Origin of the sequence: Metabacillus indicus LMG 22858 (assembly GCF_000708755.2) — a bacterium.
Taxonomy (GTDB): Bacteria; Bacillota; Bacilli; order Bacillales; family Bacillaceae; genus Bacillus_P; species Bacillus_P indicus.
Map to the genome: position 1 here is coordinate 1 of NZ_JGVU02000022.1, position 22896 is coordinate 22896.

At 46.1% G+C, this 22896-nt stretch carries 23 protein-coding genes; 18 read left to right on the forward strand and 5 right to left on the reverse strand.

What is annotated here, in order from left to right; genetic code table 11:
- Positions 1-484: 484 nt before the first annotated feature.
- The 3 genes from AZ46_RS19735 (at position 485) to AZ46_RS19745 (ending at position 4320) form a co-directional block, all read left to right on the forward strand.
- Positions 485-2590, forward strand: coding sequence for an ADP-ribosylglycohydrolase family protein (locus tag AZ46_RS19735; RefSeq protein WP_029283430.1), 2106 nt, complete (start codon positions 485-487; stop codon positions 2588-2590).
- 15 nt (positions 2591-2605) lie between these two features.
- Positions 2606-3742: an ADP-ribosylglycohydrolase family protein gene (locus AZ46_RS19740; RefSeq protein WP_029283432.1), complete on the forward strand. Its 1137-nt coding sequence runs from the start codon at positions 2606-2608 to the stop codon at positions 3740-3742.
- Positions 3743-3861: 119 nt separating this feature from the next.
- Positions 3862-4320 (forward strand): arsenate reductase/protein-tyrosine-phosphatase family protein, encoded by a 459-nt coding sequence (locus AZ46_RS19745; RefSeq protein ID WP_051827411.1) that lies wholly within the window; start codon positions 3862-3864, stop codon positions 4318-4320.
- Positions 4321-4505: 185 nt separating this feature from the next.
- On the opposite strand, the gene AZ46_RS21110 is transcribed toward AZ46_RS19745, so the two are convergent.
- On the reverse strand, positions 4506-6389 hold the full coding sequence (locus AZ46_RS21110) for an alpha/beta hydrolase (protein ID WP_051865786.1): 1884 nt from the start codon (positions 6387-6389) through the stop codon (positions 4506-4508).
- Between the two features lie 115 nt (positions 6390-6504).
- The gene (locus AZ46_RS19760; protein WP_029283436.1) at positions 6505-6939 is read right to left on the reverse strand and encodes an Rrf2 family transcriptional regulator; all 435 of its coding nucleotides are present in this window, start codon (positions 6937-6939) and stop codon (positions 6505-6507) included.
- A gap of 186 nt (positions 6940-7125) precedes the next feature.
- Between AZ46_RS19760 and hmpA the strand changes: the two genes are divergently transcribed.
- From hmpA to AZ46_RS19835, 15 genes are all read left to right on the forward strand, one after another.
- Positions 7126-8337 carry an NO-inducible flavohemoprotein gene (gene hmpA, locus AZ46_RS19765; protein WP_029283438.1) on the forward strand — a complete coding sequence of 404 codons (1212 nt, stop codon included), beginning with the start codon at positions 7126-7128 and terminating at the stop codon, positions 8335-8337.
- A gap of 212 nt (positions 8338-8549) precedes the next feature.
- On the forward strand, positions 8550-9752 hold the full coding sequence (locus AZ46_RS19770; protein ID WP_029283440.1) for an MFS transporter: 1203 nt from the start codon (positions 8550-8552) through the stop codon (positions 9750-9752).
- Between the two features lie 531 nt (positions 9753-10283).
- Entirely contained in the window at positions 10284-11693 is a 1410-nt protein-coding gene (locus AZ46_RS19775) for a SpoVR family protein (RefSeq protein ID WP_029283442.1), read from the forward strand.
- A 112-nt stretch (positions 11694-11805) separates the two neighbouring features.
- On the forward strand, positions 11806-12255 hold the full coding sequence (locus AZ46_RS19780; protein ID WP_029283443.1) for a MarR family winged helix-turn-helix transcriptional regulator: 450 nt from the start codon (positions 11806-11808) through the stop codon (positions 12253-12255).
- Positions 12256-12317: 62 nt separating this feature from the next.
- Positions 12318-13655 carry an FAD-dependent oxidoreductase gene (locus AZ46_RS19785; protein WP_051865789.1) on the forward strand — a complete coding sequence of 446 codons (1338 nt, stop codon included), beginning with the start codon at positions 12318-12320 and terminating at the stop codon, positions 13653-13655.
- Between the two features lie 22 nt (positions 13656-13677).
- Complete coding sequence (locus tag AZ46_RS19790) at positions 13678-13878, forward strand: hypothetical protein (RefSeq protein WP_029283447.1); 201 nt, start codon at positions 13678-13680, stop codon at positions 13876-13878.
- Between the two features lie 12 nt (positions 13879-13890).
- A complete protein-coding gene (locus tag AZ46_RS19795) occupies positions 13891-15138 on the forward strand; it encodes an MFS transporter (protein ID WP_051865791.1) in 1248 nt (415 codons plus the stop codon).
- A gap of 132 nt (positions 15139-15270) precedes the next feature.
- Positions 15271-15618, forward strand: a complete 348-nt coding sequence (locus AZ46_RS19800; protein ID WP_029283451.1) for an ArsR/SmtB family transcription factor — start codon at positions 15271-15273, stop codon at positions 15616-15618.
- A gap of 15 nt (positions 15619-15633) precedes the next feature.
- The gene (locus AZ46_RS19805) at positions 15634-16929 is read left to right on the forward strand and encodes an arsenical efflux pump membrane protein ArsB (protein ID WP_029283453.1); all 1296 of its coding nucleotides are present in this window, start codon (positions 15634-15636) and stop codon (positions 16927-16929) included.
- Between the two features lie 39 nt (positions 16930-16968).
- Positions 16969-17388, forward strand: coding sequence for an arsenate reductase (thioredoxin) (gene arsC / locus AZ46_RS19810; protein WP_029283455.1), 420 nt, complete (start codon positions 16969-16971; stop codon positions 17386-17388).
- 91 nt (positions 17389-17479) lie between these two features.
- Positions 17480-17839, forward strand: a complete 360-nt coding sequence (gene arsD / locus AZ46_RS19815; RefSeq protein WP_029283457.1) for an arsenite efflux transporter metallochaperone ArsD — start codon at positions 17480-17482, stop codon at positions 17837-17839.
- 22 nt (positions 17840-17861) lie between these two features.
- Complete coding sequence (arsA, locus tag AZ46_RS19820) at positions 17862-19640, forward strand: arsenical pump-driving ATPase (RefSeq protein WP_029283458.1); 1779 nt, start codon at positions 17862-17864, stop codon at positions 19638-19640.
- Positions 19641-19676: 36 nt separating this feature from the next.
- Positions 19677-20105 carry a protein-tyrosine phosphatase family protein gene (locus AZ46_RS19825; RefSeq protein ID WP_029283460.1) on the forward strand — a complete coding sequence of 143 codons (429 nt, stop codon included), beginning with the start codon at positions 19677-19679 and terminating at the stop codon, positions 20103-20105.
- A 23-nt stretch (positions 20106-20128) separates the two neighbouring features.
- Positions 20129-20410 carry a HesB/IscA family protein gene (locus AZ46_RS19830; protein WP_029283462.1) on the forward strand — a complete coding sequence of 94 codons (282 nt, stop codon included), beginning with the start codon at positions 20129-20131 and terminating at the stop codon, positions 20408-20410.
- 88 nt (positions 20411-20498) lie between these two features.
- Positions 20499-20987 carry a GNAT family N-acetyltransferase gene (locus AZ46_RS19835; RefSeq protein WP_029283465.1) on the forward strand — a complete coding sequence of 163 codons (489 nt, stop codon included), beginning with the start codon at positions 20499-20501 and terminating at the stop codon, positions 20985-20987.
- Between the two features lie 24 nt (positions 20988-21011).
- On the opposite strand, the gene AZ46_RS19840 is transcribed toward AZ46_RS19835, so the two are convergent.
- From AZ46_RS19840 to crcB (AZ46_RS19850), 3 genes are read right to left on the reverse strand one after another with little or no spacing between them, the layout of a single operon-like run.
- A complete protein-coding gene (locus AZ46_RS19840) occupies positions 21012-22097 on the reverse strand; it encodes a M42 family metallopeptidase (RefSeq protein ID WP_029283467.1) in 1086 nt (361 codons plus the stop codon).
- A gap of 38 nt (positions 22098-22135) precedes the next feature.
- Positions 22136-22489, reverse strand: coding sequence for a fluoride efflux transporter CrcB (gene crcB, locus AZ46_RS19845; RefSeq protein WP_029283468.1), 354 nt, complete (start codon positions 22487-22489; stop codon positions 22136-22138).
- Positions 22486-22881: a fluoride efflux transporter CrcB gene (gene crcB, locus AZ46_RS19850; protein WP_029283470.1), complete on the reverse strand. Its 396-nt coding sequence runs from the start codon at positions 22879-22881 to the stop codon at positions 22486-22488. Before crcB (AZ46_RS19850) ends, crcB (AZ46_RS19845) begins: the two co-directional genes overlap by 4 nt.
- Positions 22882-22896: the final 15 nt, after the last annotated feature.

Genomic DNA, 22896 nt, shown 5'->3' on the forward strand with positions numbered 1-22896 from the left:
ATATTCGCTGCTAATTTAGTATAGATCCTCAGAACTCAGTGGAATGAAGCGGAAGGCGCTTGACTTCTTGTCCAGCTGCAGCGCCCAACTCCTCTGTCAGAACAAAATCCCCCAAAAAGTCAAACCCGGACTTTTCGTGTGATTTCTTATCTGACTGCCGGAGCAAAACGGGCGCTTCCGCTTTTCTATGGGATGAAGAGGGCACGGGAGACCCCGCAAGCGCAGCGAGGAGGCTCCCAGGGCTCCCCGCGGAAAGCAAGTGACTGGAGCGCAATGGAACGGGTACCAATGCTAAAACAGTGTTAATTTTTATGATTCAAAGAGATTCTTCGCAGAGTCTCTTTTTTATTAGGAGCACGTTCAAAAAGCTCCCTGCAATCTTTCTCTATCAAACTTTTTCCTGCAAAAAAGTAAGAATGATTGCCTCTCCCCAAACGTATGGTAGAAAGAATAGCTTGTACAGAAAACAGGGGAAGGGGAATGCATGTTGATTCCTGAAGATTATCTGGAGCGGGTATATGCAGGGTTTCTCGGCATGAATGCGGGAATAAGACTCGGGGCGCCGGTTGAGCCGCTTGAGTGGACATATGAACGGATACATGATGTGTACGGTGAGATAAACGGCTATTTAAAAGAGTATAAAGTCTTTTCAGCAGACGATGATGCGAACGGGCCGGCTTTTTTTATAAGGGCCCTTTATGATGACGCGAAGGACCGGGAACTGACGGCTGAAGATGTTGGCCGTGCATGGCTGAATTATACCCGCAGCGGCATCGGAATGTTCTGGTGGGGCGGTGAAGGTATCAGCACGGAGCATACGGCGTATCTGAATCTTGAAAAAGGCATTCAGCCTCCGTATTCCGGTTCAGCAGAAAAAAACGGCCTCACGCTGGCCGAACAAATCGGCGGGCAGATTTTTGTAGATACGTGGGGACTGCTTTTCCCCGGAAATCCGGAAAAAGCGGCCGATTATGCAGCAAAAGCAGCGAGTGTATCACATGATAAAAACGGTATTTACGGGGCCAGGTTCATCGCGGCCTGCATAGCGGCGGCATTCGATGCTTCAGACATTCAGGAAGTGATTGCCAGAGCATTAAAGACAATTCCAGAGGACAGCACGTACGCTAAAATTGCAGGCGAAGTCCTGGATTTTCATTGGGAACATCCGGGTGATTTCCGGGCATGCAGAGATTTTCTTGAGGTGAACTGGGGCTATGACAAATACCCCGGAGTGTGCCATATTATCCCCAATGCGGGAGTGTGCATCCTTGCCATGCTCTACGGAGAGGGTTCCTTTGCAAGAACCATTGAGATTGCCACGATGTGCGGGTGGGATACAGACTGTAATGCCGGAAAAATCGGAACCATAGCAGGCGTCCTCTACGGAACCCGCAGCATTCCTGATTATTACCGAAAACCAATCAACGACTCTATCGTCCTGTCCAGTGTCTCGGGCTATTTGAACATCATGGACATTCCTTCTTTTGCAAAAGAGCTTGCGCTGCTTGGCTGCAGACTGGCTGGGGAAGAAGCGCCGGACATGCTCGTGAAAAGCTATAAAAAAGAAAATCTCTATTTCGATTTTGTCCTTCCTGGATCGACTCACGGTTTTCAAACGGATTTTCCCTTTAAGCTTTTTCTCAGGCACTGCCCTGATATCGGCTGTATGACAAAGGGTTCACTTGAGATCTTCATTGACCGGATGATTGAAGGAGAGGCAGGAAAAGTATTTTACAAGCCGTTCCACCGCAGAAAAGAGTTCAATGACGAAAAATATAAGCCTGCTTTTTCTCCTAAAATCTGCAGCGGCCAGACTATCAGTATGAAGGTGTTTTCAGATAAATGGCAGGGGGAAGATGTGGTTTTGACGCCTTATGTCAGAAATACGTTTACGGAAGAGAATCTGAAGCTGCAGCCGGTCAAACTCGTCAATGGGGCCTGGAATGAGATTTCATTTATCGTTCCTGATACACACGGTGCGGTTATTGATGAAGCCGGATTTATGATAGAAAGCCCTTCTCATCTGCTTGAAAGGGCGTTTGGAAAACTCTATCTTGATGAATTTGAAGTCAGCGGAAAGGCTGATTACACAATTGATTTCAGAAAACAGGCAATGGAGTTTCAGTCCGTTATGCCTTTTGCCCATCATAAAGGCAAAGCAGTCCTTGAGAACGGCAAAATGAAATGCTCGTCTGATGAAGAATGTTCCTCGTTTACGGGGAACTATTATGCTCGGGATTATACGGTTTCAGCAGACGTGGAGCCGGTCAGCGGCGGCTGTCACATGATGATTGCCAGAGCGGAAGGTGTATACCGCCATTACAGGGCGGGGTTTGACGGCCATAACAAGGTGTCCCTGCATCTAATTGATTTTGGAGTGAAGAAATTGGTGGAAGTTCCTTATGAATGGAGTCATACCGAAACATACAGATTCGAGGTCACATGCACAGGCAGTCAGATTTGCTTTTCCATTAATGATGAAAAGATTTTTTCTGCAGAAGACAGCCGCTTTGCATCCGGCATGTTCGGTTTTTCTGTGCTTGGAAAAGGCGAGGCGCTGCTTTCGAATGTTGCGTGTAAAGAGCTGTAGAAGGAGGGAAAGGATATGAAGGCAAAGCTGCTTGATAAAATCGAAGGCGCCATTTACGGCGGGGCTGTCGGAGATGCGATGGGATCACCTACTGAAGGGCTTGTTCCGGCGGTCATCAGAGAGAAATTCGGAGTTGTGACAACCTTCCGGGAACCTGCAAGCAATGCCTGGAAGGAGCCTGGAAACATGCGGCCTCTTGAAAAGGGCAATGGCCATATTACGGATGATACGCTGATGGTAGAAGCGCTTCTCAGGGTATATGAAAAAAAGCAGAGACATCTGACAGCCTATGACATTGCTGAATGTCTTGTAGAAGAAATTGCAGAGCACAAGGTCTACATTCCTGAGCTGAAAAAAGAGGCACCTGTCATTACCCGTCTTTATTACCCGGAGCAGTATTTATTCCTGAGACACAGGCTTGCAAACGTAGATCCGCGTGAAGCTGGACAAGGCAACATGGTGAACTGCGGGGCGGCGATGTACATGAGTCCGGTAGGCATCATGAATGCGGGTGATCCGGAGCGTGCCTACCGGGAAGCGATTGACCTTGCAGGTGCCCATCAGACAAGCTACGGCAGGGAAGCTGCGGGAGTCATGGCAGCGGCCATTGCAGAAGCGATGAGCATGGATGCAAGCGTGCAGAGCATTCTCGCTGCAGCTAGAGATCTTGCCAAAGATGGAACAAAGCTTGCGATAGAAGCTGTTCTTGACGCGGCAGCGGGACACCTTGATGTTTTATCGGCACGTGAAGATATACGGACAGCGATGGAACCTTTTGATACCGTAAAATCCTTTTCAGACCGGAAAAAGCAGGGAAAAGGAAATGCGAACATTCCAAGCCGGATCCATGCCATTGAAGAGCTGCCAGTTGCTCTCGCTCTTTTTTCCATTGCAGGCGGCGACACAATGAAGACCATCATTGGCGGTGTGAATTACGGGCATGACGCTGATTCCATCGCAAGCATGGGAGGAGCCATTGCAGGAGCACTCTGCGGAGCGGCATCTATACCGGAAGAGCTCAAGGAGGAACTTGATGCCGTCAATAAGCGTTCCTTTAAACAGCTTGCCCAAACGGCCTTTAAGACGCTGACACCCATTTTGGAAAGTGACCTGGCTAGCCATCAAAAGCGATTTTCCCGAATTGGCAGGTAGGACAGCAGTGGTATTTTCCAAAATTCCTTAAGATTAACAGTAAATGGTTGTAAATAAACGTGTAATTCTTGTTAAGAGCGGGTAAAGAATAATACAAACTCATAGAAAGAGGTACAGCGATGAGACAACCTACCATTTACTTTCTGTCCTATTTCAACTCATGCAGGAGCTTAATAGCAGAAGCCTGGGCAAAGAAATTGTTCTCCAGTAAATGGCAAATTAAAAGTGCCGGCCTTGCCAAAACTCAAGTCGATCCTGTCTGTGTGAAAGCAATGAAAGAAGTGAACATGTCCATGGAAGACTCTGACTCTGAGAAAATTGACCTTGGCCTGTTAAATAAAGCGGATATCGTTGTTCAAATGTACGATTACAAACAGGAGAAAACGCCCCCTGTAGACGGGGAAACAGAGAACGTGCTTTCATGGAACCTTCCAAACCTTTCCCTTTACGCATTTGACAGCGAGGAGGAGGAGTTTGCCCACTACCAGGAGCTTTGCGATGATATCGCAATGAGGGTAAAGCGCTTGTATGAATCGATGGAAGGAAAACAAGCTGATCATACGGTTTCTGCTGTGTAAAAGTAAAAAAGCTTGGCGGATGCCAAGCGTACATAACCATTTTCCCGCTGCCTCTTTCATGGATATCTTCATTATTAAAATCTTATCTCTCACTATCTCCATCCTTCTCTCTAATATGTTCCATCATTCTTTACACCAAAAAGAACTGCGCCCGGTGGACGCAGTTCTTTTTTTTGAACAATACCTTAACGTGCAGACAATCCATTTTCAAACATATACATCAGCCCCTGCTCAAAGCCCGCCGCCCAGACGGACATACCGTGCCCTCCGTTTACAATTCTAAGTTCTGCCGGGCTTCCGGGTACAGGGCTCCACTTTTCAAAAGATCTTTTAAAAACATTGGATCTGTGAATCCGTTCATAGGACGTGACGGCCTGAACTTCCATGTTGTATCTCCAGGCGTCAGGGGGAAGGTCTTCTTTTTCACTTAAATGGTTCCAGTCATCATCTCCCGCGATGATAAAAAGGGGTACTTCGTGCGGCTGGTTCCCATATGCTTCGAGCGCCTGAGGATAATTCAGCTGTTCCCAGCGATCCGCATTAAAGGGCTCTCCGAATGAACCGCGCTCAACTGCCCCTGATGTGCTTGGCGCTTCATCTGACTGTATGGCCGGACTCAGCAAGGCAGCAGCTCCAAACAGATTGGGGTATACAAGTGAATAACGCAGGGCTCCGTATCCGCCCATCGAATAGCCGACAAGCCCGCGTCCGCTCCGATCTGCAATCGTCCGAAACTGTGAATCCATTTCCTCCATCAGATCCTGGGTAACGGCTGTTTCCACAGCTCCGTATTTTTCAGAGTTCACCCAGTAGCTGTTTCCTGTTACAGGGGCTGCGGCAATAACAGGTTCGATTTTTTTCTCTTCAATCATTTTGTCTAAAATCGGCCAGAATGAATCCCAGCTTTTTTCATTTCCATATGACCCGTGAAGCAGATAGAGAACGGGATAGCGTTTAGTCGGGTCTTTTCTGTATTCTTCCGGGGTGTACACAACATAGGACAGATCTTTTGATAAGCTGTCAGAGTGAAACGTGCGGCTCTGAACGGCTCCATTTTTTGAGCTTATATAATCATCCGGACGGTAGACAGGCGAGAATTCAGTGCCTTCCGGCTTGCCGAACATGTACTTGATACCTTCTTCAAACCCTTTCAGCCATACATCCAGCCCATGCCCGCCGTTTACAATTCTGAGCTCGGCCGGGCTTGATGGAACATCCTCCCACTTTGGAAAATCAAGACCGAACAGGTTTTTTCTGTGAAGCTCCTGATAAAGCTGCACAGCCTGAACCTCCACATTGTATTTATGCGCATCAGGAGGCAGGTCCTCTTTTTCACTCAGATGATTCCAGTCGTCATCTCCTGAAACGATGTACATCGGAACCCGGTGCGGCTGGCTGATGTAGTGGCGGATGGCTGCAGGATAATTGAGTGCATGCCATTCAGAGAGATCAAACGGTTCACCAAAACTGCCCCTTGTCACAGCCCCTGATGTAACCGGAGGTTCTCCATTTTGAATAGCGGGGCTCAGAAGAGTGGCTCCTGAAAATAAATCTGGATACATGAGTGAGTACCGTAGAGCACCGTATCCGCCCATGGAATAGCCTGAAATAAACCTTCCGCTGCGGCTTCTTTCTGTATTGTACTTTTTATCAATATGGGGAATGAGATCTTTAATGATAGCGCTCTCATAATCTCCGTACTTTTTTGAATTTACCCAGTAGGAATTTCCGGAAGAAGGGACGACGGCGATGACAGGTTCAATTTCTTTTTCCGCAATCATTCTGTCAAGCGTTCCAAAAAAATCATCCCAGCTGTGTTCATTTCCTCCGCTGCCGTGCAATAGGTAGATGACGGGATAGCCGGCTTTCCGTTTTTTATCGTATCCTTCAGGCAAATAAAGTTTGTAGGTGAGTTTGTGGTGATGCGGGCGGTCATCCTTTTTTAGTGCTTTAGAGGCAATGGTTTCAACAACGGTCTTACTTCCGGTTTTGGATGCTTCGGGTGCAGACGGAAAGGCAATCATAATGACAGCAAACAAGATCAGCAGCAAAATTTGTTTGGTTTTCAAAAGCATTCCTCCTCTGAAATAAAGCAGATAATACCAGTATATTTGCATTTCAATTATTATGTAACAAAATGGGAACTATTTTTGGACAAAAGAAAAAACCGCCCATAGGCAGTTTTCATTGCTTCAGCAATTCTGAAAGCATCGATTTATTTTGAACGAGGTCAGCAAGTGTATAGCCGTCAAGGACTTCAAGGTATGCTCTTAAAGCTTTATGCAGGACACCCTTCAGCTTGCATGCGGGTGAAATGGCGCACATATTGCGCTCCGGATCAAAGCATTCCACAAGATTAAAGTCATCCTCTGTCTGTCTGACAATTGCGCCAATGTTTATCTCTTCTGGACTTAATGCCAGACGGATGCCGCCGCCGCGCCCTCTGACTGTCTCAATCACCTTCATTTTTCCAAGCTCGTATGTGACCTTCATCAGATGATTTTTCGAAATGCGATATGCTTCAGCTATTTCTTTTATATTGGACAGTTCTCCCTTTTCTTTAGAGGCAAGATAAATCAGCACCCTCAGAGAGTAATCTGTGTAGTTGGTCAGCCTCATGTCTCATCGCCCCACTGCAAGAAGTACGTTTATCTTACCACAACAGTCTGTCCTTTATATAAAAGAAAGGCTCATTTGTGACAGATCCGTTAAAGATGTATTTTAGATATTGCTTTAAATGGGAAGCGGGAGTACGATAAAGATGTATTTGAAATACCACTTTAATTGAAAAGGGGAGCATCTCTTATGCTTACTCAAAAAACCATTGAAATTATTCAATCTACTGTGCCTGTTTTAAAAGAAAAAGGGGTAGACATTACAACACGTTTTTACAGCAATTTATTCAAGGATTATCCGGAACTATTGAATATCTTTAACCATGCGAATCAAAAAAAGGGCCGGCAGCAGACGGCGCTTGCAAACACCGTCTATGCAGCGGCTCTGCATATTCACCAGCTGCACATGATTTTGCCGGCAGTTGAACAAATTGCCCACAAGCACCGCAGTCTTGGGGTAAAAGAAGAACATTATCCAATCGTTGGAGAATATTTGCTCGGAGCGATAAAAGAAGTTTTGGGAGATGCAGCCACACCTGAAATTCTTGAAGCATGGGGCGAAGCGTACGGCGTGATTGCCGGCGTCTTTATCAATGCAGAAAAAAATCTCTACAGCAAAGCTATATGGGAAGGCTTCCAGCCGTTTACCGTTACACGGATCGAAAAAGAAAGCGATGCAGTTACATCTTTCTACCTTGAAAATAAGGCGATAAAACCACAATTTAAACCGGGTCAATATTGTACCGTAAGACTACAAATACCTGGAGAAACGTATACGATGAACAGGCAGTACAGCCTTTCAGGAGGACCTGAAATGCCTTATCTCAGAATTTCGGTCAAGCGCGAAGAAAAAGGACTGGAATCAGGAAAAGTATCAAACTACCTTCACAGTCACATTCAAGCTGGAGATACGCTTGAAATCAGCGCTCCGGCAGGCGAGTTTATACTTAACGAAGAGGCTGAAACTCCTGTAACCCTTATCAGCGGTGGAGTCGGCGTAACACCTTTTATGAGCATGCTTGCGTCACTTGCTGCAAAACAGCGTGACCGTGAAATGACCTTTATTCATGCCACGCAGAACAGCGGAACACATGCCTTTAAATCTACAGTGGCGGCTCTCTGCTCAAACATGCCAAACAGCAGTGTCTACACCATTTACAGCAATCCGCTGAACGAAGACTGCACAGAACGGAACTTCTTTAGAGAAGGACAGATCGAGAAGAAGGATCTGGAGAAAATGCTTCAAACGAAAAATGGAGATTTTTATGTTTGCGGTCCGGTCGGATTTATGAAGTGCGTCATCGACATGCTTGCTGAGCTCGGCATCAAAGAAGAGCAGATCCATTCTGAGTTTTTTGGGCCTGCTGTTGATATGAAGAGTCTTCCTGAAACAGTCTCCTAAATTCGTCAATTGTTTAAAATGACATCAAAATGTTGATAGTAAACCGGGAGAAAGTCAACCAGATTTTCTCCCGGTTTTTTCTGTGATGCAAAACAGTACGAGGCGGGGGTGCTTTCCATTGACAATGGGGCAGCAAACAATTTAACATAGTTAAGTATTTGCTGAAATAATGCTTACAACATTCGTTAACTATAGAAAGCGGGGCTGTCATTTTGTCTGCAGAACAAAAAAAGAAAATGTTTATTTTGATGGTCAACATGTTTATTGCCATCGGCAGCTTTGGGATTATTATTCCGATCCTGCCTGCGTATCTTGAATCAATCAATCAGGGCGGAACTGCCGCAGGATTGATGATTGCCATCTTTGCCGGCGCTCAGCTCATTTTTTCCCCGATAGCTGGGAAATGGGCAGATCAGTACGGAAGAAGAAAAATGATTATTTACGGGCTGGCAGGATTGACGTTATCCATGTTCGTTTTTTACGCCGTTGATTCGATCTGGTGGCTTTATGCTTCCCGTGTGATCGGCGGAATCGGTGCGGCTCTGCTTGTTCCTGCCATTTTTGCCTATGTGGCGGACATCACGACGATGGACCAGCGTGCAAAAGGGAACAGCTTTGTTTCTGCTGCAATGTCTCTCGGGATTGTCATCGGACCCGGCATCGGAGGATTTCTTGCGGATTTCGGGCTGAAAATGCCGTTTCTGATTTCTGTGATTGTTTCGTTGGGAGCCGTTATCTTCTCGATTGTGCTGCTTGAAGACAGTGAATCAAAAATGACGACAGCTGCCATGATGCCTCAGGACAATGAATCCATGGCGCGTAAAATGGTGCGCTCGGTGAAAATGCCTTACTTTGTGCCTCTTATCATTACGCTTGTCATGAGCTTTGGCCTCATGGCGTATGAATCTGTGCTTGGCCTGTTTGTTGACAATCAGTTTGGCGCGACGCCGCAGGAGATTGCGCTGATGATTACATCAACCGGGATTATCAGTGTCATTGTCCAGCTGTTTGTTGTAGACCGTGTTGTCAGACGCTTCGGTGAAGGAATTGTGCTCAATATTTTCCTTGCGGTTGCAGCTGCAGGATTCCTGCTTTCACTGTTTGCAACGAGCTATGTCTTGTTCTTCGGAATTACGCTGCTTATCTTCCTTGCAACTTCGATCCTGCGCCCCGTGCTCAACACCCTGATTTCTAAAATGGCCGGAAACGAACAGGGCTTTGCAATGGGGATGAACAATGCCTATATGAGTATTGGAAACGTGCTTGGGCCGACGATTGCAGGCATGCTGTATGATGTCCAGATTCTGTATCCCTTTGTTCTCGGACTCGTCTTCCTCGTTGTCACACTGGTGATGACAATGATCTGGCAGAAGCGGTCATTGAAGCGGGAAATGGTTGTTAAAACTGAACATTAATGAGAAAACATGAATCCTTTGGGGTTCATGTTTTTTTGTGGGCTCTTTTTTAGATTCCCGGAGTTCTTCTTACCCTGCCAGAACGAAAAACGGTTCTCGAGGGGAAGGAAAGGAGCGAATCATACCCAGCTAGACCGAAAAAACGGTTGGGGTGGGTAAGCAAAGGTGTGAATCGTACCCAGGTAGACGGAAAAAACGGTTGGGGTGGGTAAGCAAAGGAGGGAATCGTACCCAGGTAGAGCGAAAAAACGGTTGGGGTGGGTAAGCAAAGGTGTGAATCGTACCCAGCTAGACTGAAAAAACGGTTGGGATGGGTAAGCAAAGGTGCGAATCGTACCCAGGTAGACGGAGAAAACGGTTGGGGTGGGTAAGCAAAGGTGTGAATCGTAGGGCAAGGAAAGGAGCGAATCATTACCTTTTCAACAAAAAACATCGATTCGCCCTAAGAAAAAGGACCGGAACGCAATGTCTGTTCATGTTTTTCCCTTCCCGCTCATACATTGTCTTAAAGACGAGATAGGGGGAAAACGTGTGAACGAAGCCTACCGGAAATCACTGGAATATGCGATTGCGGAGATTACGGAAATTGCGGATGGATTTGGGCTCGATTATTATCCGATGCGGTACGAAATTTGTCCTGCTGATATTATTTATACATTTGGCGCTTATGGAATGCCGACCCGTTTTTCACATTGGAGCTTTGGGAAGCAATTTTTCAAGATGAAACTTCACTATGATCTGGGGCTGAGCAAGATTTACGAGCTTGTCATCAACTCGGATCCCTGCTATGCGTTTTTGCTGGATACGAATTCGCTCATTCAAAATAAACTGATCGTGGCGCACGTTCTGGCCCACTGCGATTTTTTCAAAAACAACAGCCGATTCCAAAATACAAAGCGTGATATGGTTGAGAGCATGGCTGCTACGGCCGACAGAATCAAACAGTATGAAATCGAGCATGGCAGAGCCGAGGTTGAAACATTTCTTGATGCGGTGCTTGCGATTCAGGAGCACATCGATCCTTCGCTTATGCGTCCAAAGCTGTCCTGGACGATGGAGGATATAGAGGAAGAGGATGTGAAAAAAGCATCACCTTATGATGATCTTTGGGGGCTGGATCAAAAGGACAAACCTAAGCCTGAGCGGGCGAAGAAAAAGAAAAAATTCCCTCCAGCGCCTGAAAAGGATATTCTTCTCTTTATTGAGGAGTACAGCCGTGACCTCGAAGACTGGCAGCGTGATATTCTGACGATGATGCGCGAAGAGATGCTTTATTTTTGGCCGCAGCTTGAAACGAAAATCATGAACGAAGGCTGGGCATCCTTTTGGCATCAGCGTATCTTGAGAGAGCTTGATCTTTCCACAGAAGAATCCATTGAGTATGCCAAGCTCAACGCTGGCGTTGTCCAGCCGTCCAAGACCGGAATCAACCCTTATTACCTCGGTCTCAAAATCTTTGAAGACATTGAGGAACGGTACAATAACCCGACAAAGGAAATGATCAGACGTGGAGCAGAACCGAACTCCGGCCGGGAGAAAATGTTTGAGGTGCGCGAGGTCGAATCAGATCTTTCCTTTATCCGGAACTATTTAACGAAGGACCTCGTCACCCGTGAAGATATGTATCTTTTCCAGAAGCAGGGGAGAGATTACAAGGTTGTCGACAAAGAATGGGAGCATGTCCGCGATCAGCTGATCAATATGAGAGTAAACGGAGGATTCCCGTATATTACGGTGAATGACGGCGATTATCTCAAAAACAATGAGCTGTACTTGAAGCACTGGTTTGAAGACATTGAACTTGACCTTAAATACCTGGAAAAAGTGCTGCCGTACATTCACCAGCTTTGGGGCCGCGCGGTTCATATGGAGTCCGTGCTCGAAGGCAAGCCGGTGCTGTTCACGTATGACGGGAAGGCGATTCACAGGAAGTATTTATAAGTGCAGGGACTGGCCGAAAAGACTAATTGTCTGGCAGGCCAGTTTATTTTTTTAAAAAACACTTGCATTTTACAAGTAATAAGCGTATAAATAAGGTATGAGGTGAGAAAAAATGGAAAACCCGCGTGAGTTGTTTCAAATCATGACCCGCCGTTTCGGACTGTTGAACAAGAACTGCTGTACAGCAGGAGGAATTGATATTTCTTTAATACAAAGCCATATCCTTTATGAAGTGGAAAAGATGACCCGCCCGTCTATGCAGGAAGCGGCAGAAGTGCTTGGCACGGATATAACAACTTTCAGTAGACAGGTCCAGTCATTGGTAAAGCTGAATTTGCTGAAAAAAACCCCTCACCCTGATGACCGCAGAGTTCATATCCTGTCACTGACAACAGAGGGAAAGTATGTGGCAACAACGATTGATCATCAGATGAATGCCTATTTGAACGAGGTTTTTTCGCACATGAATGAGTTTGAAAAAGAAACGGTTATCCGCTCGATTAAGCTGTTAAATGAAGCAATGGCGAAGTCCAGTGTATGCTGCACCACTCCTTTGGGGTGATTTCTTCAGTTTAATACTTGCAATATGCAAGTATTAATAAAAATGGTTATGGAGGGTTTTAAATGAAACTTGATGTAAAAGTGAACACATGCTGCAATGCCACGGAAAAAGCGCCCAAGGAAAAGAAATTGCCGGTTGCCATCATAGGAGGAGGGCCAGTCGGCCTTGCAGCTGCTGCACATTTGGCTGAACGGGGAGAAGCCTTTTTCCTGCTGGAAGCAGGGGAGGCGGGGGCAAACGTATTGTCCTGGGGTCATGTGAGATTATTTTCACCGTGGCGTTATAACATTGATAAAGCTGCGGCCGCACTGCTTAAGAAGCATAACTGGCAGGAGCCTGAACTGGATGCACTGCCTTATGGAAAAGAGCTTGTTGATCACTATCTGGCGCCTCTGTCGAATCTTCCTGAAATAAATCCTTTTATCCACACGAAAACAAAGGTTCTATCAGTCGGGAAAAAAGAGATCGATAAGATGAAATCCGCGGGAAGGGAAAAAGTTCCGTTTGTCATCTATGCAGAAAAAGAAGGAGACCTTCAAATTTTCGAAGCAAAGGCAGTCATTGATGCCGCTGGAACATGGGGAAATCCAAATCCTGCTGCTTCAAGCGGCATCTGGCTCAGCGGAGAAAAAGCATTGAGCGGTCAAATCTATTACGGAATCCCTGATATTGCCGGAAAAGAAAAGGAGCGTTATGCAAAGAAGCGGACAGCTGTGATCGGCGGAGGGCATTCTGCAGTCAATGCGCTGCTTGAACTGGCAGAACTTAAGGAATTACACCCTGAAACGGACATTGTCTGGGTGATGCGCAAGCAGAACGCGGTAGATGCATACGGCGGAGAAGAGAAGGACGCGCTTGCTGCAAGGGGGGCTTTGGGAAGCAGGGTTCATCAGCTTGTCGATGCCGGAGTGATAGAAGTCCAAACACCGTTTTTCATCCAATCTATGAAAAAGTCGGATAATGGAATTGAACTGATTGGAACTCAATCTGGAGAAACAAAGCAGCTTTCAGGCTTTGACGAAATCATAGTTAATGCGGGAAGCAGACCGGACTCCAGCATCATCAGCGAGCTGCGGATATCCATTGATTCTGCAACAGAAAGCGTATCCGCTTTATCCCCGTTAATCGATCCCAACGTGCACAGCTGCGGTACCGTCCGGCCGCACGGTGAAAAGGAATTGCGCCAGCCGGAGAAGAATTTTTATATGGTAGGTGCAAAAAGCTATGGGCGTGCTCCAACCTTTTTAATGGCAACAGGGTATGAGCAGGTCCGTTCAGTAGTTGCACACCTGTGCGGAGACTTTGCTGCGGCAGAAAAAGTGGAACTTGACCTTCCTGAAACAGGGGTGTGCAGCGTGAGTTTTTCAAAAAGCAGCAAGACAGAATCCTGCTGTTCTTAAACTGAAAGGCGGAGTGATGGGAATGGTCATCAATCATGCAGGAGCACTGCGGAAAGAGTATTTTATTGCTTATATGAATTTGATGATAAATGCATTTGGATGCACGGATGAAGAGGCTTTTGACAAGACCTTTCAACGTCTGTTTCAGTCGCAGGAAACGTATTTGGGAAAAGAAAGCTATCAGCAGTTTCTGCTCGCTTTTGATCAGCTGAAAAAGAAGTAAAGAGGTGGCAGCATGGCGAAAAAACCCCGCACGACCAAAAATCACAACATCATCACACTTACAGCTGTCATTACAGCGCTAAGCCTGCTGGGAGATTCCATGCTGTATATTGCTCTTCCGATTTTCTGGAAAGAAGCGGGACTGGACTCCATCTGGCAGGTTGGCATTCTGCTTTCTATTAACCGGTTCATTCGTCTGCCTGTCGGACCTGCTGTGGGCTGGCTGTACAAACGAATACCGCTGAAAACCGGCTTGCTTATCGCTGTGTGTATTGGTGGACTTACTACGCTTGGGTATGGGCTCTTTAAAGGATTCATTGCCTGGATTATCCTCAGAAGCTTGTGGGGAATTGCCTGGTCGTTCTTCAGGATCGGTGGACTGTCCGCTGTTGCGCTGTATTCGGATGAAAGCCGCAGGGGAGAAGCTATGGGCTCATACAACGGCATTTACCGTCTGGGCAGTCTGGCTGGAATGCTTATCGGCGGCCTGCTCGTTCCATACTTCGGATTAACAGCGGTTTCTATTGTGTTCGGATTCATCACATTAATTGGTATCCCCCTCATTTTGCTCGGTTTTTCTGAGAAAAAACAGGTGGAAAAAGAAAAAAAGATTCAGCATATCTCTTCTTTTTCCTTTGAATATAGGCAAAAGCTTTTGATCATCGTCAGCGGTTTTTTCATCACGCTTCTCATTCAGGGAGTTCTTACAGCCACCTTGAGCTCTCTTATCAATCATCATTTTGGAAAAGAAATTTCTCTGGCGGGACTAATCATCAGCGTCACTTTTTTATCCGGATTGCTCCAGTCTGCAAGATGGATGTGGGAGCCGTTGCTGGCGAAGAAAATCGGCAGGTGGTCTGATCAGAAATCAGTCAGGAATCCTTTGTTCATAGGGTCTTTGTTCTTTAGCTCGCTGTCGTTTTCCCTTATATCATATAACCTGCCTGCTGAAGTCTGGATTGTTGCTGCCGTTGCAGTTCTTCTGTGTGCGACAGCTGTTACAACTTTATCCGATACTCTTGCGATAGACGCAGCCAAACACACCGGAGCCCTGACGTTCCTTACTTTTTACTCAGTTGTACAGGATGCAGGAGCCGCGCTGGGGCCTTTTCTTGGCTATATGATTATCGGCCTTAAGAATGGATTTTCTTATCTGTTTTGGGGAGGCGCTGTCATCTTTTCTCTATTGGGCCTGCTTTGGATTCTTCTCCATGCTGAAAAGAAATCAGTATTGGCCGGCAAGTCTGAATCGGCCCTTTGACTTGGCTTGGAAACTATCCAGGCCTATTTTTATTGGAGTGGAATTTTTCATTTACAAACTTTTTACACATAAGCTCTTTATTATATAAGTCTTTTATTATATAATAGTTTTCGACATGGAGGTGTCGGCAAAATGGAAGTCTCTTCTACGATAGAAATCGAACGGGTTTCTCAAGTGCTTAAGCTTCTCGGAGACAGAACGCGTCTTACCATGATGAAGCTGCTTGAGACGAATGAATGCTGCGTCTGTGAATTTACGGCTATTTTTAAAACTAGCCAGCCCGCAATCAGCCAGCATTTGAGAAAGCTCCGCGATGCCGGTCTAGTGAAGGAAAACCGAAAGGGACAATGGATTTTTTATTCTATAAATAAAGAAAATGACGTTTATCCTTTTCTGAAAGGTTTACTGCAACACCTGCCGGAGCAAAATAACTTATTGGCAGATTTAGAAACACAGGGTCTTCGTATATCATGTGAATAGAGAGGGGAAGAAAGATTGACTTCAGTACTTTTAGCATCCAGTATTTTTCTTTTAACTCTCATCTTGGTGATCTGGCAGCCGAAAAATCTTTCCATAGGGTGGTCAGCCTGCGGAGGAGCTTTAGCTGCCTTGTTGGTTGGAGTAGTTGATTTTGGTGACGTTATTGACGTTACATCGATTGTCTGGAATGCAACTTTGGCATTTATTGCAATTATCATCATTTCTCTGATTTTAGATGAGATTGGATTTTTTGAATGGTCTGCCCTTCATATGGCCAGAGCAGCGCGGGGGAACGGCCTCCGGATGTTTGTTTATGTATCGATTTTGGGAGCACTTGTGGCGGCGTTCTTTGCAAACGACGGCGCAGCGCTCATCCTGACGCCTATTGTCCTTGCAATGGTGCGGAACTTGAATTTCAGTGAAAAAATGGTGTTTCCGTTCATCATGGCGAGCGGATTTATTGCAGATACGACATCGCTGCCGCTGGTTGTAAGCAACCTGGTAAACATTGTGTCCGCCGACTATTTTAATATTGGCTTTATCGAATACGCTTCGCGGATGATTGTGCCGAACTTCTTTGCTTTAGGAGCGAGTATTCTTGTCCTGTACTTGTACTTCCGCAAAAGCATCCCGGGAAATTATGACCTGGCGGATTTAAAAACACCTAAAGCTGCCATTAAAGACGAGAAAATGTTCCGTCTTTCCTGGTTCGTACTCGGTATTCTGCTTATCGGATACTTTATCAGCGAGTTCCTTCATATCCCTGTATCCATTGTTGCAGGTGTTGTCGCCATTTTCTTCTTGTCCATGGCCAGAAGAAGCCCGGCCGTGCATACGAAAAAGGTATTAAAAGGAGCTCCGTGGGCGATTGTATTCTTTTCGATCGGGATGTATGTCGTAGTGTACGGACTCCGGAATGCAGGATTAACAGCCGTTCTTGCTGATGTCATTCAGGCAGCCGCTGATCAGGGTCTGTTTGCCGCAACCATTTCAATGGGCTTTATTGCAGCCATCCTGTCTTCTGTCATGAACAACATGCCTACGGTCATGATTGATGCATTGGCCATTGCTGACACAAATACGACAGGAACACTTAGAGAAGCATTGATCTATGCCAATGTGATTGGTTCTGATTTAGGACCTAAAATCACCCCGATCGGATCCCTTGCAACCCTTTTATGGCTCCATGTATTGAGCTTAAAAGGAGTTAAAATATCCTGGGGCACCTATTTCAAAACAGGAATCATTTTAACCATTCCAACATTGTTTATCACACTTGTCGGACTTTATCTGTGGCTGCTTATTATTTAACATACAATCTAAATACTTACTTAAAAGGAGACTGCACCTATGTCTAAAAAAACAATTTACTTCTTATGTACTGGAAATTCATGCAGAAGCCAAATGGCTGAAGGCTGGGCAAAGAAACATCTTGGTGAGGACTGGATCGTAAAAAGCGCAGGACTTGAAGCGCACGGACTAAATCCTAACGCTGTAAAGGCGATGAAAGAAGCAGGAGTCGATATTTCTAATCAAACTTCAGATGTCATTGATCCTGAAATCCTTAACAATGCTGATCTGATTGTCACTCTATGCGGGCATGCAGCAGACAATTGCCCTGTAACGCCTCCTCACATTAAACGCGTTCACTGGGGATTTGACGACCCTGCTAAAGCAGAAGGAACAGATGAAGAGAAATGGGCATTCTTCCAGCGTGTTCGTGATGAAATCGGCGAGCGCATCGAGCGTTTTGCTAAGACTGGTGAATAAAACAAATGAAAAGCCGTGAGGAAATCTCCCGGCTTTCCTTTTATTTATGACATAAGTAAATGATTATATTTTAATAAAGGAGGCTGTAAGTATGAATGTTCAAATTTTTGACCCGGCCATGTGCTGTTCGACAGGGGTTTGCGGACCAAGTGTGGATCCTGAATTAACTCGTGTGGCTTCAGCTGTTTATTCGTTAAGCCAGAAGGGATACAAAGTTACAAGGTACAACCTTGCAAATGATCCGGGAGCATTCACGGCTAGCCAGGCCGTTAATCAGCTGCTACATGAAAAAGGCCCTGATGTTCTGCCGGTTACTCTTGTCGATGGTGAAGTAGCAAAAGAGAGGGAATATCCTTCGAATGAAGAACTGGCGGAATGGTTCAGCGTCAGTCAGAATGAGCTAACACAAAAACCTAAAACAAGACTGTCCATTAATCTCAATCAACTGTAAGAGGAAAGACAGGTGAATGCAAGTGTATCAGCCATATAATCCGAAAAACGGCATTAAGACCCCATATTTATTCTTTACCGGGAAAGGCGGAGTCGGCAAGACCTCCACTGCATGTGCGACCGCCGTTTCGCTTGCTGATCAGGGGAAAAAGGTATTATTGGTCAGCACAGACCCTGCATCCAATCTGCAGGATGTCCTTGATATGGAGTTGACCAATCAGATTGCCCCCGTCTCTTCTGTCGAAGGTCTGTATGCATGCAACCTCGACCCGGAAGAAGCAGCTTCAGCTTACCGTGAACAGGTTGTAGGGCCATATCGCGGACAGCTCCCTGACAGTGTGATTGCTTCTATGGAAGAGCAACTATCAGGAGCATGCACCGTTGAAATTGCTGCATTTGACGAATTCACCAAACTGCTTGGCAATGCAGCGGCTGCTGATTCTTACGATCACATCATTTTTGATACGGCACCAACAGGACATACATTAAGGCTGCTGCAGCTCCCATCTGCATGGAGCGGTTTCCTGGAAGAAAGCACTCACGGGGCATCGTGTCTTGGACCTCTTTCCGGTCTTGGGGATAAAAAAGAGGTGTACTCAAAAACGGTTAAGGAATTATCCGATTCCAGCCGGACAACACTAATACTTGTTTCCCGCCCGGATGCTTCGTCACTGCATGAAGCGGGCCGTGCTTCACTTGAGCTAAAAGAAATCGGCATTCAAAATCAAATGCTCCTCATTAACGGACTGCTCCAAACGTATTTGCCGGACGATGAGGTATCCGCCGCATTTTATCTAAGACAGCGCCGTGCTCTGCAGGAGATGCCTGATGTTTTAAGACAGGCCGTTACATACTCCCTGCCTTATGTTTCCTATTCTTTGACAGGAGTTCAAAACCTCCGGTGGTTATTTAATCAGTATACGCTTCCTGTTTCAGAGGCGAAGGATCATGGACTAGACTCCTTGTCTTTACCGGGCTTGAATGAGGTCGTTGAAGATTTTTCACAAAAAGGAACAAGGGTCATCTTTGCAATGGGCAAAGGGGGAGTAGGCAAAACGACAGTGGCTTCTGCTATCGCTGTAGGGCTGGCTGATAAGGGTCACAGAGTGCATTTGACAACAACTGATCCAGCGGCACATTTAGAGTATATGTTTAAGCAAAGCAAGGGCACTGAAAACCTGTCAATCAGCAGGATCCACCCCGGAGAAGAAGTCGAAAAGTACAAACGTGAGGTACTTTTGAAAACAGGAAGTGAGCTGGATGAAGAGGGAATTGCCTACCTGAAGGAGGATCTTGACTCTCCCTGTACGGAAGAAATCGCCGTGTTCAGAGCATTTGCAGAGCTTGTCCACCGGTCAGAACAGGAGATTATCGTTATTGACACTGCTCCGACAGGGCACACTCTGCTTCTGCTTGATTCTGCCGAGGCTTACCATAGAGAAATGAGCCGTTCATCGGGAGATATACCTGAAAGTGTTAAAAAACTGCTCCCAAGACTTAAAAATCCAAGTGAAACCGGCGTTGTCATTGTCACTCTTGCAGAAGCAACGCCTGTCATTGAAGCAGGCAGGCTTCAGGCAGATTTGAAACGGGCAAAAATCACGCCGCAATGGTGGGTCATTAATCAAAGTTTATATGCAGCACATACAAAAGATCCTGTCTTAAACGGAAGAGCTCAATCAGAAATAGAGTGGATAAAAAGAGTTACTGCAGATTTTTCTTCTCATACAGCCATTATCCCTTGGATGAAAGAAGAGAAATTCGGCTATGAAAAACTAAAAGATTTTCTGACTCTCAAGTGAAACAATACAACTAATATGATAAAGGCGGAATGCACAATGACACAAAAAAACTATCATGAACTAATTAAGAACCGTATTTTTATTGGAGGCGCAGATGATGCAAAGCATGCTGCCGAGAATGAAAAAGCAGACGTTATTTTCGACTTAAGGGCAGAAGCGCCTGATGATGCTCCTGAATACAATCGCATTCACAGCCCGATTGTTGATGATGCTGATAAGCAGGATGAGTCTGTAAAATCATCCATTGATCATGTTGTAAAAGCCTATAATGAAGGGGAGAAAGTGTATTTTCATTGTGCCGGCGGCAGCAACCGAACAGGTACCGTTGCAATTGGCACGCTCCTTGCTCTTGGTCAGGCAAAAACAATAGAAGAAGCAGAAGCAATGGCGAAGGAAGCGCGCCCGAAAATCAACGTAAAGCCTGAGATGAAAGAAACGTTAAAACGCTTGTTTCCGAACGCATAAAGACTGAGGGGGAGACGGAGAAGATGAAGATTACAGACAGTGCTAAACAATTGCTCGAGACTATTTTTACAGAAAGAAATGCGGAAAATATCAGAGTCTATGATGCAGGATCGGGCTGCTGCGGGCCGCAGATTGGCTTATCTTTGGATGCGCCTGCAGATACAGACCTTATCCAGGAAGTGAACGGCATAAAGGTTGCCATCGACCCTAAAGTGTCCGCTGCGGTGGACGGTGTGTCTCTTGATAAGGAAGAAGCAGAAAATGGAGCCGGTTTTGTCTTAATTGGAGGCAGCGACTGCTGCTGATTGGAAAGAAGTCTCAGAAATGAGGCTTTTTTTCTTTCAGCATTAATGGTATGTGGTAAAGTTGATAGAAAACAAGAGGTGCATTTAAGTGGACTTTCAAATCAGCCATTTAACCGAACGCGACTGGAATCAGGTAAAAGAAATTTATCTCGAAGGCATCTCGACCGGCAACGCCACTTTTGAAACGGAAGCACCTGAATGGGAAAAATGGGACGGCAGCCATTCTAAAGAATGCCGGCTTGTTGCTGAACATGGCGGAACAGTCTATGGTTGGGCGGCATTGAGTCCGGTATCAGGAAGATGTGTTTATGCAGGGGTGGCAGATGTGAGCATCTACATAGCCAGTGCCTATAAAGGAAAGGGAATCGGAACAGCTCTGCTGCGTGCGATCATTGAACTAAGTGAGCAGCAAGGCTTTTGGACTCTGCAGGCTGGAATCTTCCCTGAAAATACATCAAGCTTAAAGCTGCATGAAAAGGCCGGATTCAGACGAATCGGTGTCAGGGAGAAAATCGGAAAGATGAATGGCGTATGGAGAGATGTGGTGTTTTTGGAAAGACGGAGCGGGAAATTGTAAAAAGAGAGCCGCGGCTCTCTTTTTTTAATGCAGATTCCCATCAATTTCAGTCAGCTGTCTGACTGTTTTTTCATCCAGCTGTTTAATCACCTGATAAAGCAGCTCGGCGGCATGGTCGAGGTCATCTCTGTGAACAACGGATACATGACTGTGGATATATCTCGCGGGAACACTTACAACCAGAGTAGGAACACCTTCATATCCGAGATGGAATTTCCCGCCGTCGGTTCCGCCTCCCGGCATAATATCGACTTGATAAGGGATGCCGTGTTTACCTGCAATGTCTGTCACAAAGTTTCTTAGCTTCAGATGGGGGATCATACTTGCATCAAAAAAGCCGATCAGCGGTCCTTTTCCTAGCTCTGTATGCCCTTCATCTTTCATCCCCGGTGTGTCTCCTGCAACACCGACATCAAGAGCGAAAGAGATATCAGGCTTTACTGTATTGACGAGTGTTTGAGCGCCTCTGAGCCCTACTTCTTCCTGTACGGTGGCCCCGGCATATAAAATATTTGGATGCTTTTTGTCCGCAGCCGCTTTTTCAAGGGTTTTCAGCGCCACATAACACCCTGCGCGGTTATCCCAGTTGCGGGCAAGCAGGAGCTTTTGGTTTGGAAACACTTCAAACGGGCAGATTGTCGCAATGGGATCGCCGACCTGAACGCCGAAGCTTTCCGCTTCTTCCTTGCTTGATGCGCCAATATCAATAAACATATTTTTGGTCTCAAGAACGTTTTTCCGCTCTTCAATCGACAGAACATGCGGCGCTTTTGAACCGATGACCCCTGTCAGATCTCCTTTTTTTGTCATGACTTTCACTCGCTGTGCAAGCATGACATGGCCCCACCAGCCCCCGAGTGTCTGAAACTTCAGGAACCCGTCCTTGGTTATCGCTTTCACCATAAGCCCGACTTCATCCATATGTCCGGCAATCAGAATCTTAGGTCCTTTTTTGCCGGAAACCCCAGTGATGCTTCCAAGTTTGTCTTTGACTAAATCAGGGGTGAATACCTTGATTTTTTCTTCAAGGACCTTGTGAATTCTCGCTTCAAATCCCGAAGGACCTTCCGGATCCGTCACGTCTTTTAATAGCTGCAGATCTTTATCCATTATACATCCCTCCAGTAGGTAGGATGCCTTTCTTGCCTTTAGCTCATACCAATCATAATGCCGGCAAAGGCTGATAAAATTCCTCCTGTATAGCTGATGAAAAGGTAGGTGATGAGTACACGGTGATTTTCTTTTTCTCTGAGCTGAATGTTCTCGAGCTTGAACGTGGAAAATGTCGTGAATGCTCCCATAAATCCGATGCCAAAAAGAGAATAGAGTCCTTCCGACAGCCCGTATCCTGTCATCAGGCCGAGGAGAAAGGAGCCGGCAAGATTGACAGTCAATGTGCCGATTGGAAAGCCTGTTTTGCTTTTATTGTTCATCCAGGAGCTTAAAAGAAAGCGGGCTATAGCACCGAGAAATCCGCCTGCAGCAATCAGCAGCATGTTCATAGCGCGGACTCTCCCTTCCTTTTAAAAGAGCGTCCCAGTGAGTATCCGTACCACGCGAGGAAAAGACCCCCGAAAAGGCTGAGCAGCACATATAAAATGGCCAGTGCAAACATGCCGTCTTTCATCAGCAGCACCGTTTCAACGCTGAAGGTGGAAAAGGTAGTAAAAGAGCCCACAAGTCCGGTGCCAAGACCCGCGAGAATATGGGGATGAAAGACTTTCAGTTTGACGATGCTGTTTGTAAACCATCCGAGGACAAAACAGCCAATCAGATTGGCAAGAAGCGTGCCTAGCGGGAAGCCCCCGGTGTACCAGGTGTGAGTAAGCAGTCCGAGCCCGTATCTGAGGAGGCTGCCGGCGACTCCTCCTGCGCCTATAAGCAGATAATTCATTGTAGTAGTCCCCTT

What these genes read in the sequence shown, in the direction of transcription:
- AZ46_RS19825 (WP_029283460.1), top strand. Translation starts at nt 19,677, where the DNA reads ATGACACAAAAAAACTATCATGAACTAATTAAGAACCGTATTTTTATT.
- AZ46_RS19740 (WP_029283432.1), top strand. Translation starts at nt 2,606, where the DNA reads ATGAAGGCAAAGCTGCTTGATAAAATCGAAGGCGCCATTTACGGCGGG.
- AZ46_RS19780 (WP_029283443.1), top strand. Translation starts at nt 11,806, where the DNA reads ATGGAAAACCCGCGTGAGTTGTTTCAAATCATGACCCGCCGTTTCGGA.
- AZ46_RS19760 (WP_029283436.1), bottom strand. Translation starts at nt 6,939, where the DNA reads ATGAGGCTGACCAACTACACAGATTACTCTCTGAGGGTGCTGATTTAT.
- arsD (WP_029283457.1), top strand. Translation starts at nt 17,480, where the DNA reads ATGAATGTTCAAATTTTTGACCCGGCCATGTGCTGTTCGACAGGGGTT.
- arsC (WP_029283455.1), top strand. Translation starts at nt 16,969, where the DNA reads ATGTCTAAAAAAACAATTTACTTCTTATGTACTGGAAATTCATGCAGA.
- AZ46_RS19790 (WP_029283447.1), top strand. Translation starts at nt 13,678, where the DNA reads ATGGTCATCAATCATGCAGGAGCACTGCGGAAAGAGTATTTTATTGCT.
- AZ46_RS19800 (WP_029283451.1), top strand. Translation starts at nt 15,271, where the DNA reads ATGGAAGTCTCTTCTACGATAGAAATCGAACGGGTTTCTCAAGTGCTT.
- hmpA (WP_029283438.1), top strand. Translation starts at nt 7,126, where the DNA reads ATGCTTACTCAAAAAACCATTGAAATTATTCAATCTACTGTGCCTGTT.
- crcB (WP_029283468.1), bottom strand. Translation starts at nt 22,489, where the DNA reads ATGAACATGCTGCTGATTGCTGCAGGCGGATTTCTCGGTGCTATAGCC.
- AZ46_RS19795 (WP_051865791.1), top strand. Translation starts at nt 13,891, where the DNA reads ATGGCGAAAAAACCCCGCACGACCAAAAATCACAACATCATCACACTT.
- AZ46_RS19830 (WP_029283462.1), top strand. Translation starts at nt 20,129, where the DNA reads ATGAAGATTACAGACAGTGCTAAACAATTGCTCGAGACTATTTTTACA.
- AZ46_RS19735 (WP_029283430.1), top strand. Translation starts at nt 485, where the DNA reads ATGTTGATTCCTGAAGATTATCTGGAGCGGGTATATGCAGGGTTTCTC.
- AZ46_RS19840 (WP_029283467.1), bottom strand. Translation starts at nt 22,097, where the DNA reads ATGGATAAAGATCTGCAGCTATTAAAAGACGTGACGGATCCGGAAGGT.
- AZ46_RS19785 (WP_051865789.1), top strand. Translation starts at nt 12,318, where the DNA reads ATGAAACTTGATGTAAAAGTGAACACATGCTGCAATGCCACGGAAAAA.
- crcB (WP_029283470.1), bottom strand. Translation starts at nt 22,881, where the DNA reads ATGAATTATCTGCTTATAGGCGCAGGAGGAGTCGCCGGCAGCCTCCTC.
- AZ46_RS19745 (WP_051827411.1), top strand. Translation starts at nt 3,862, where the DNA reads ATGAGACAACCTACCATTTACTTTCTGTCCTATTTCAACTCATGCAGG.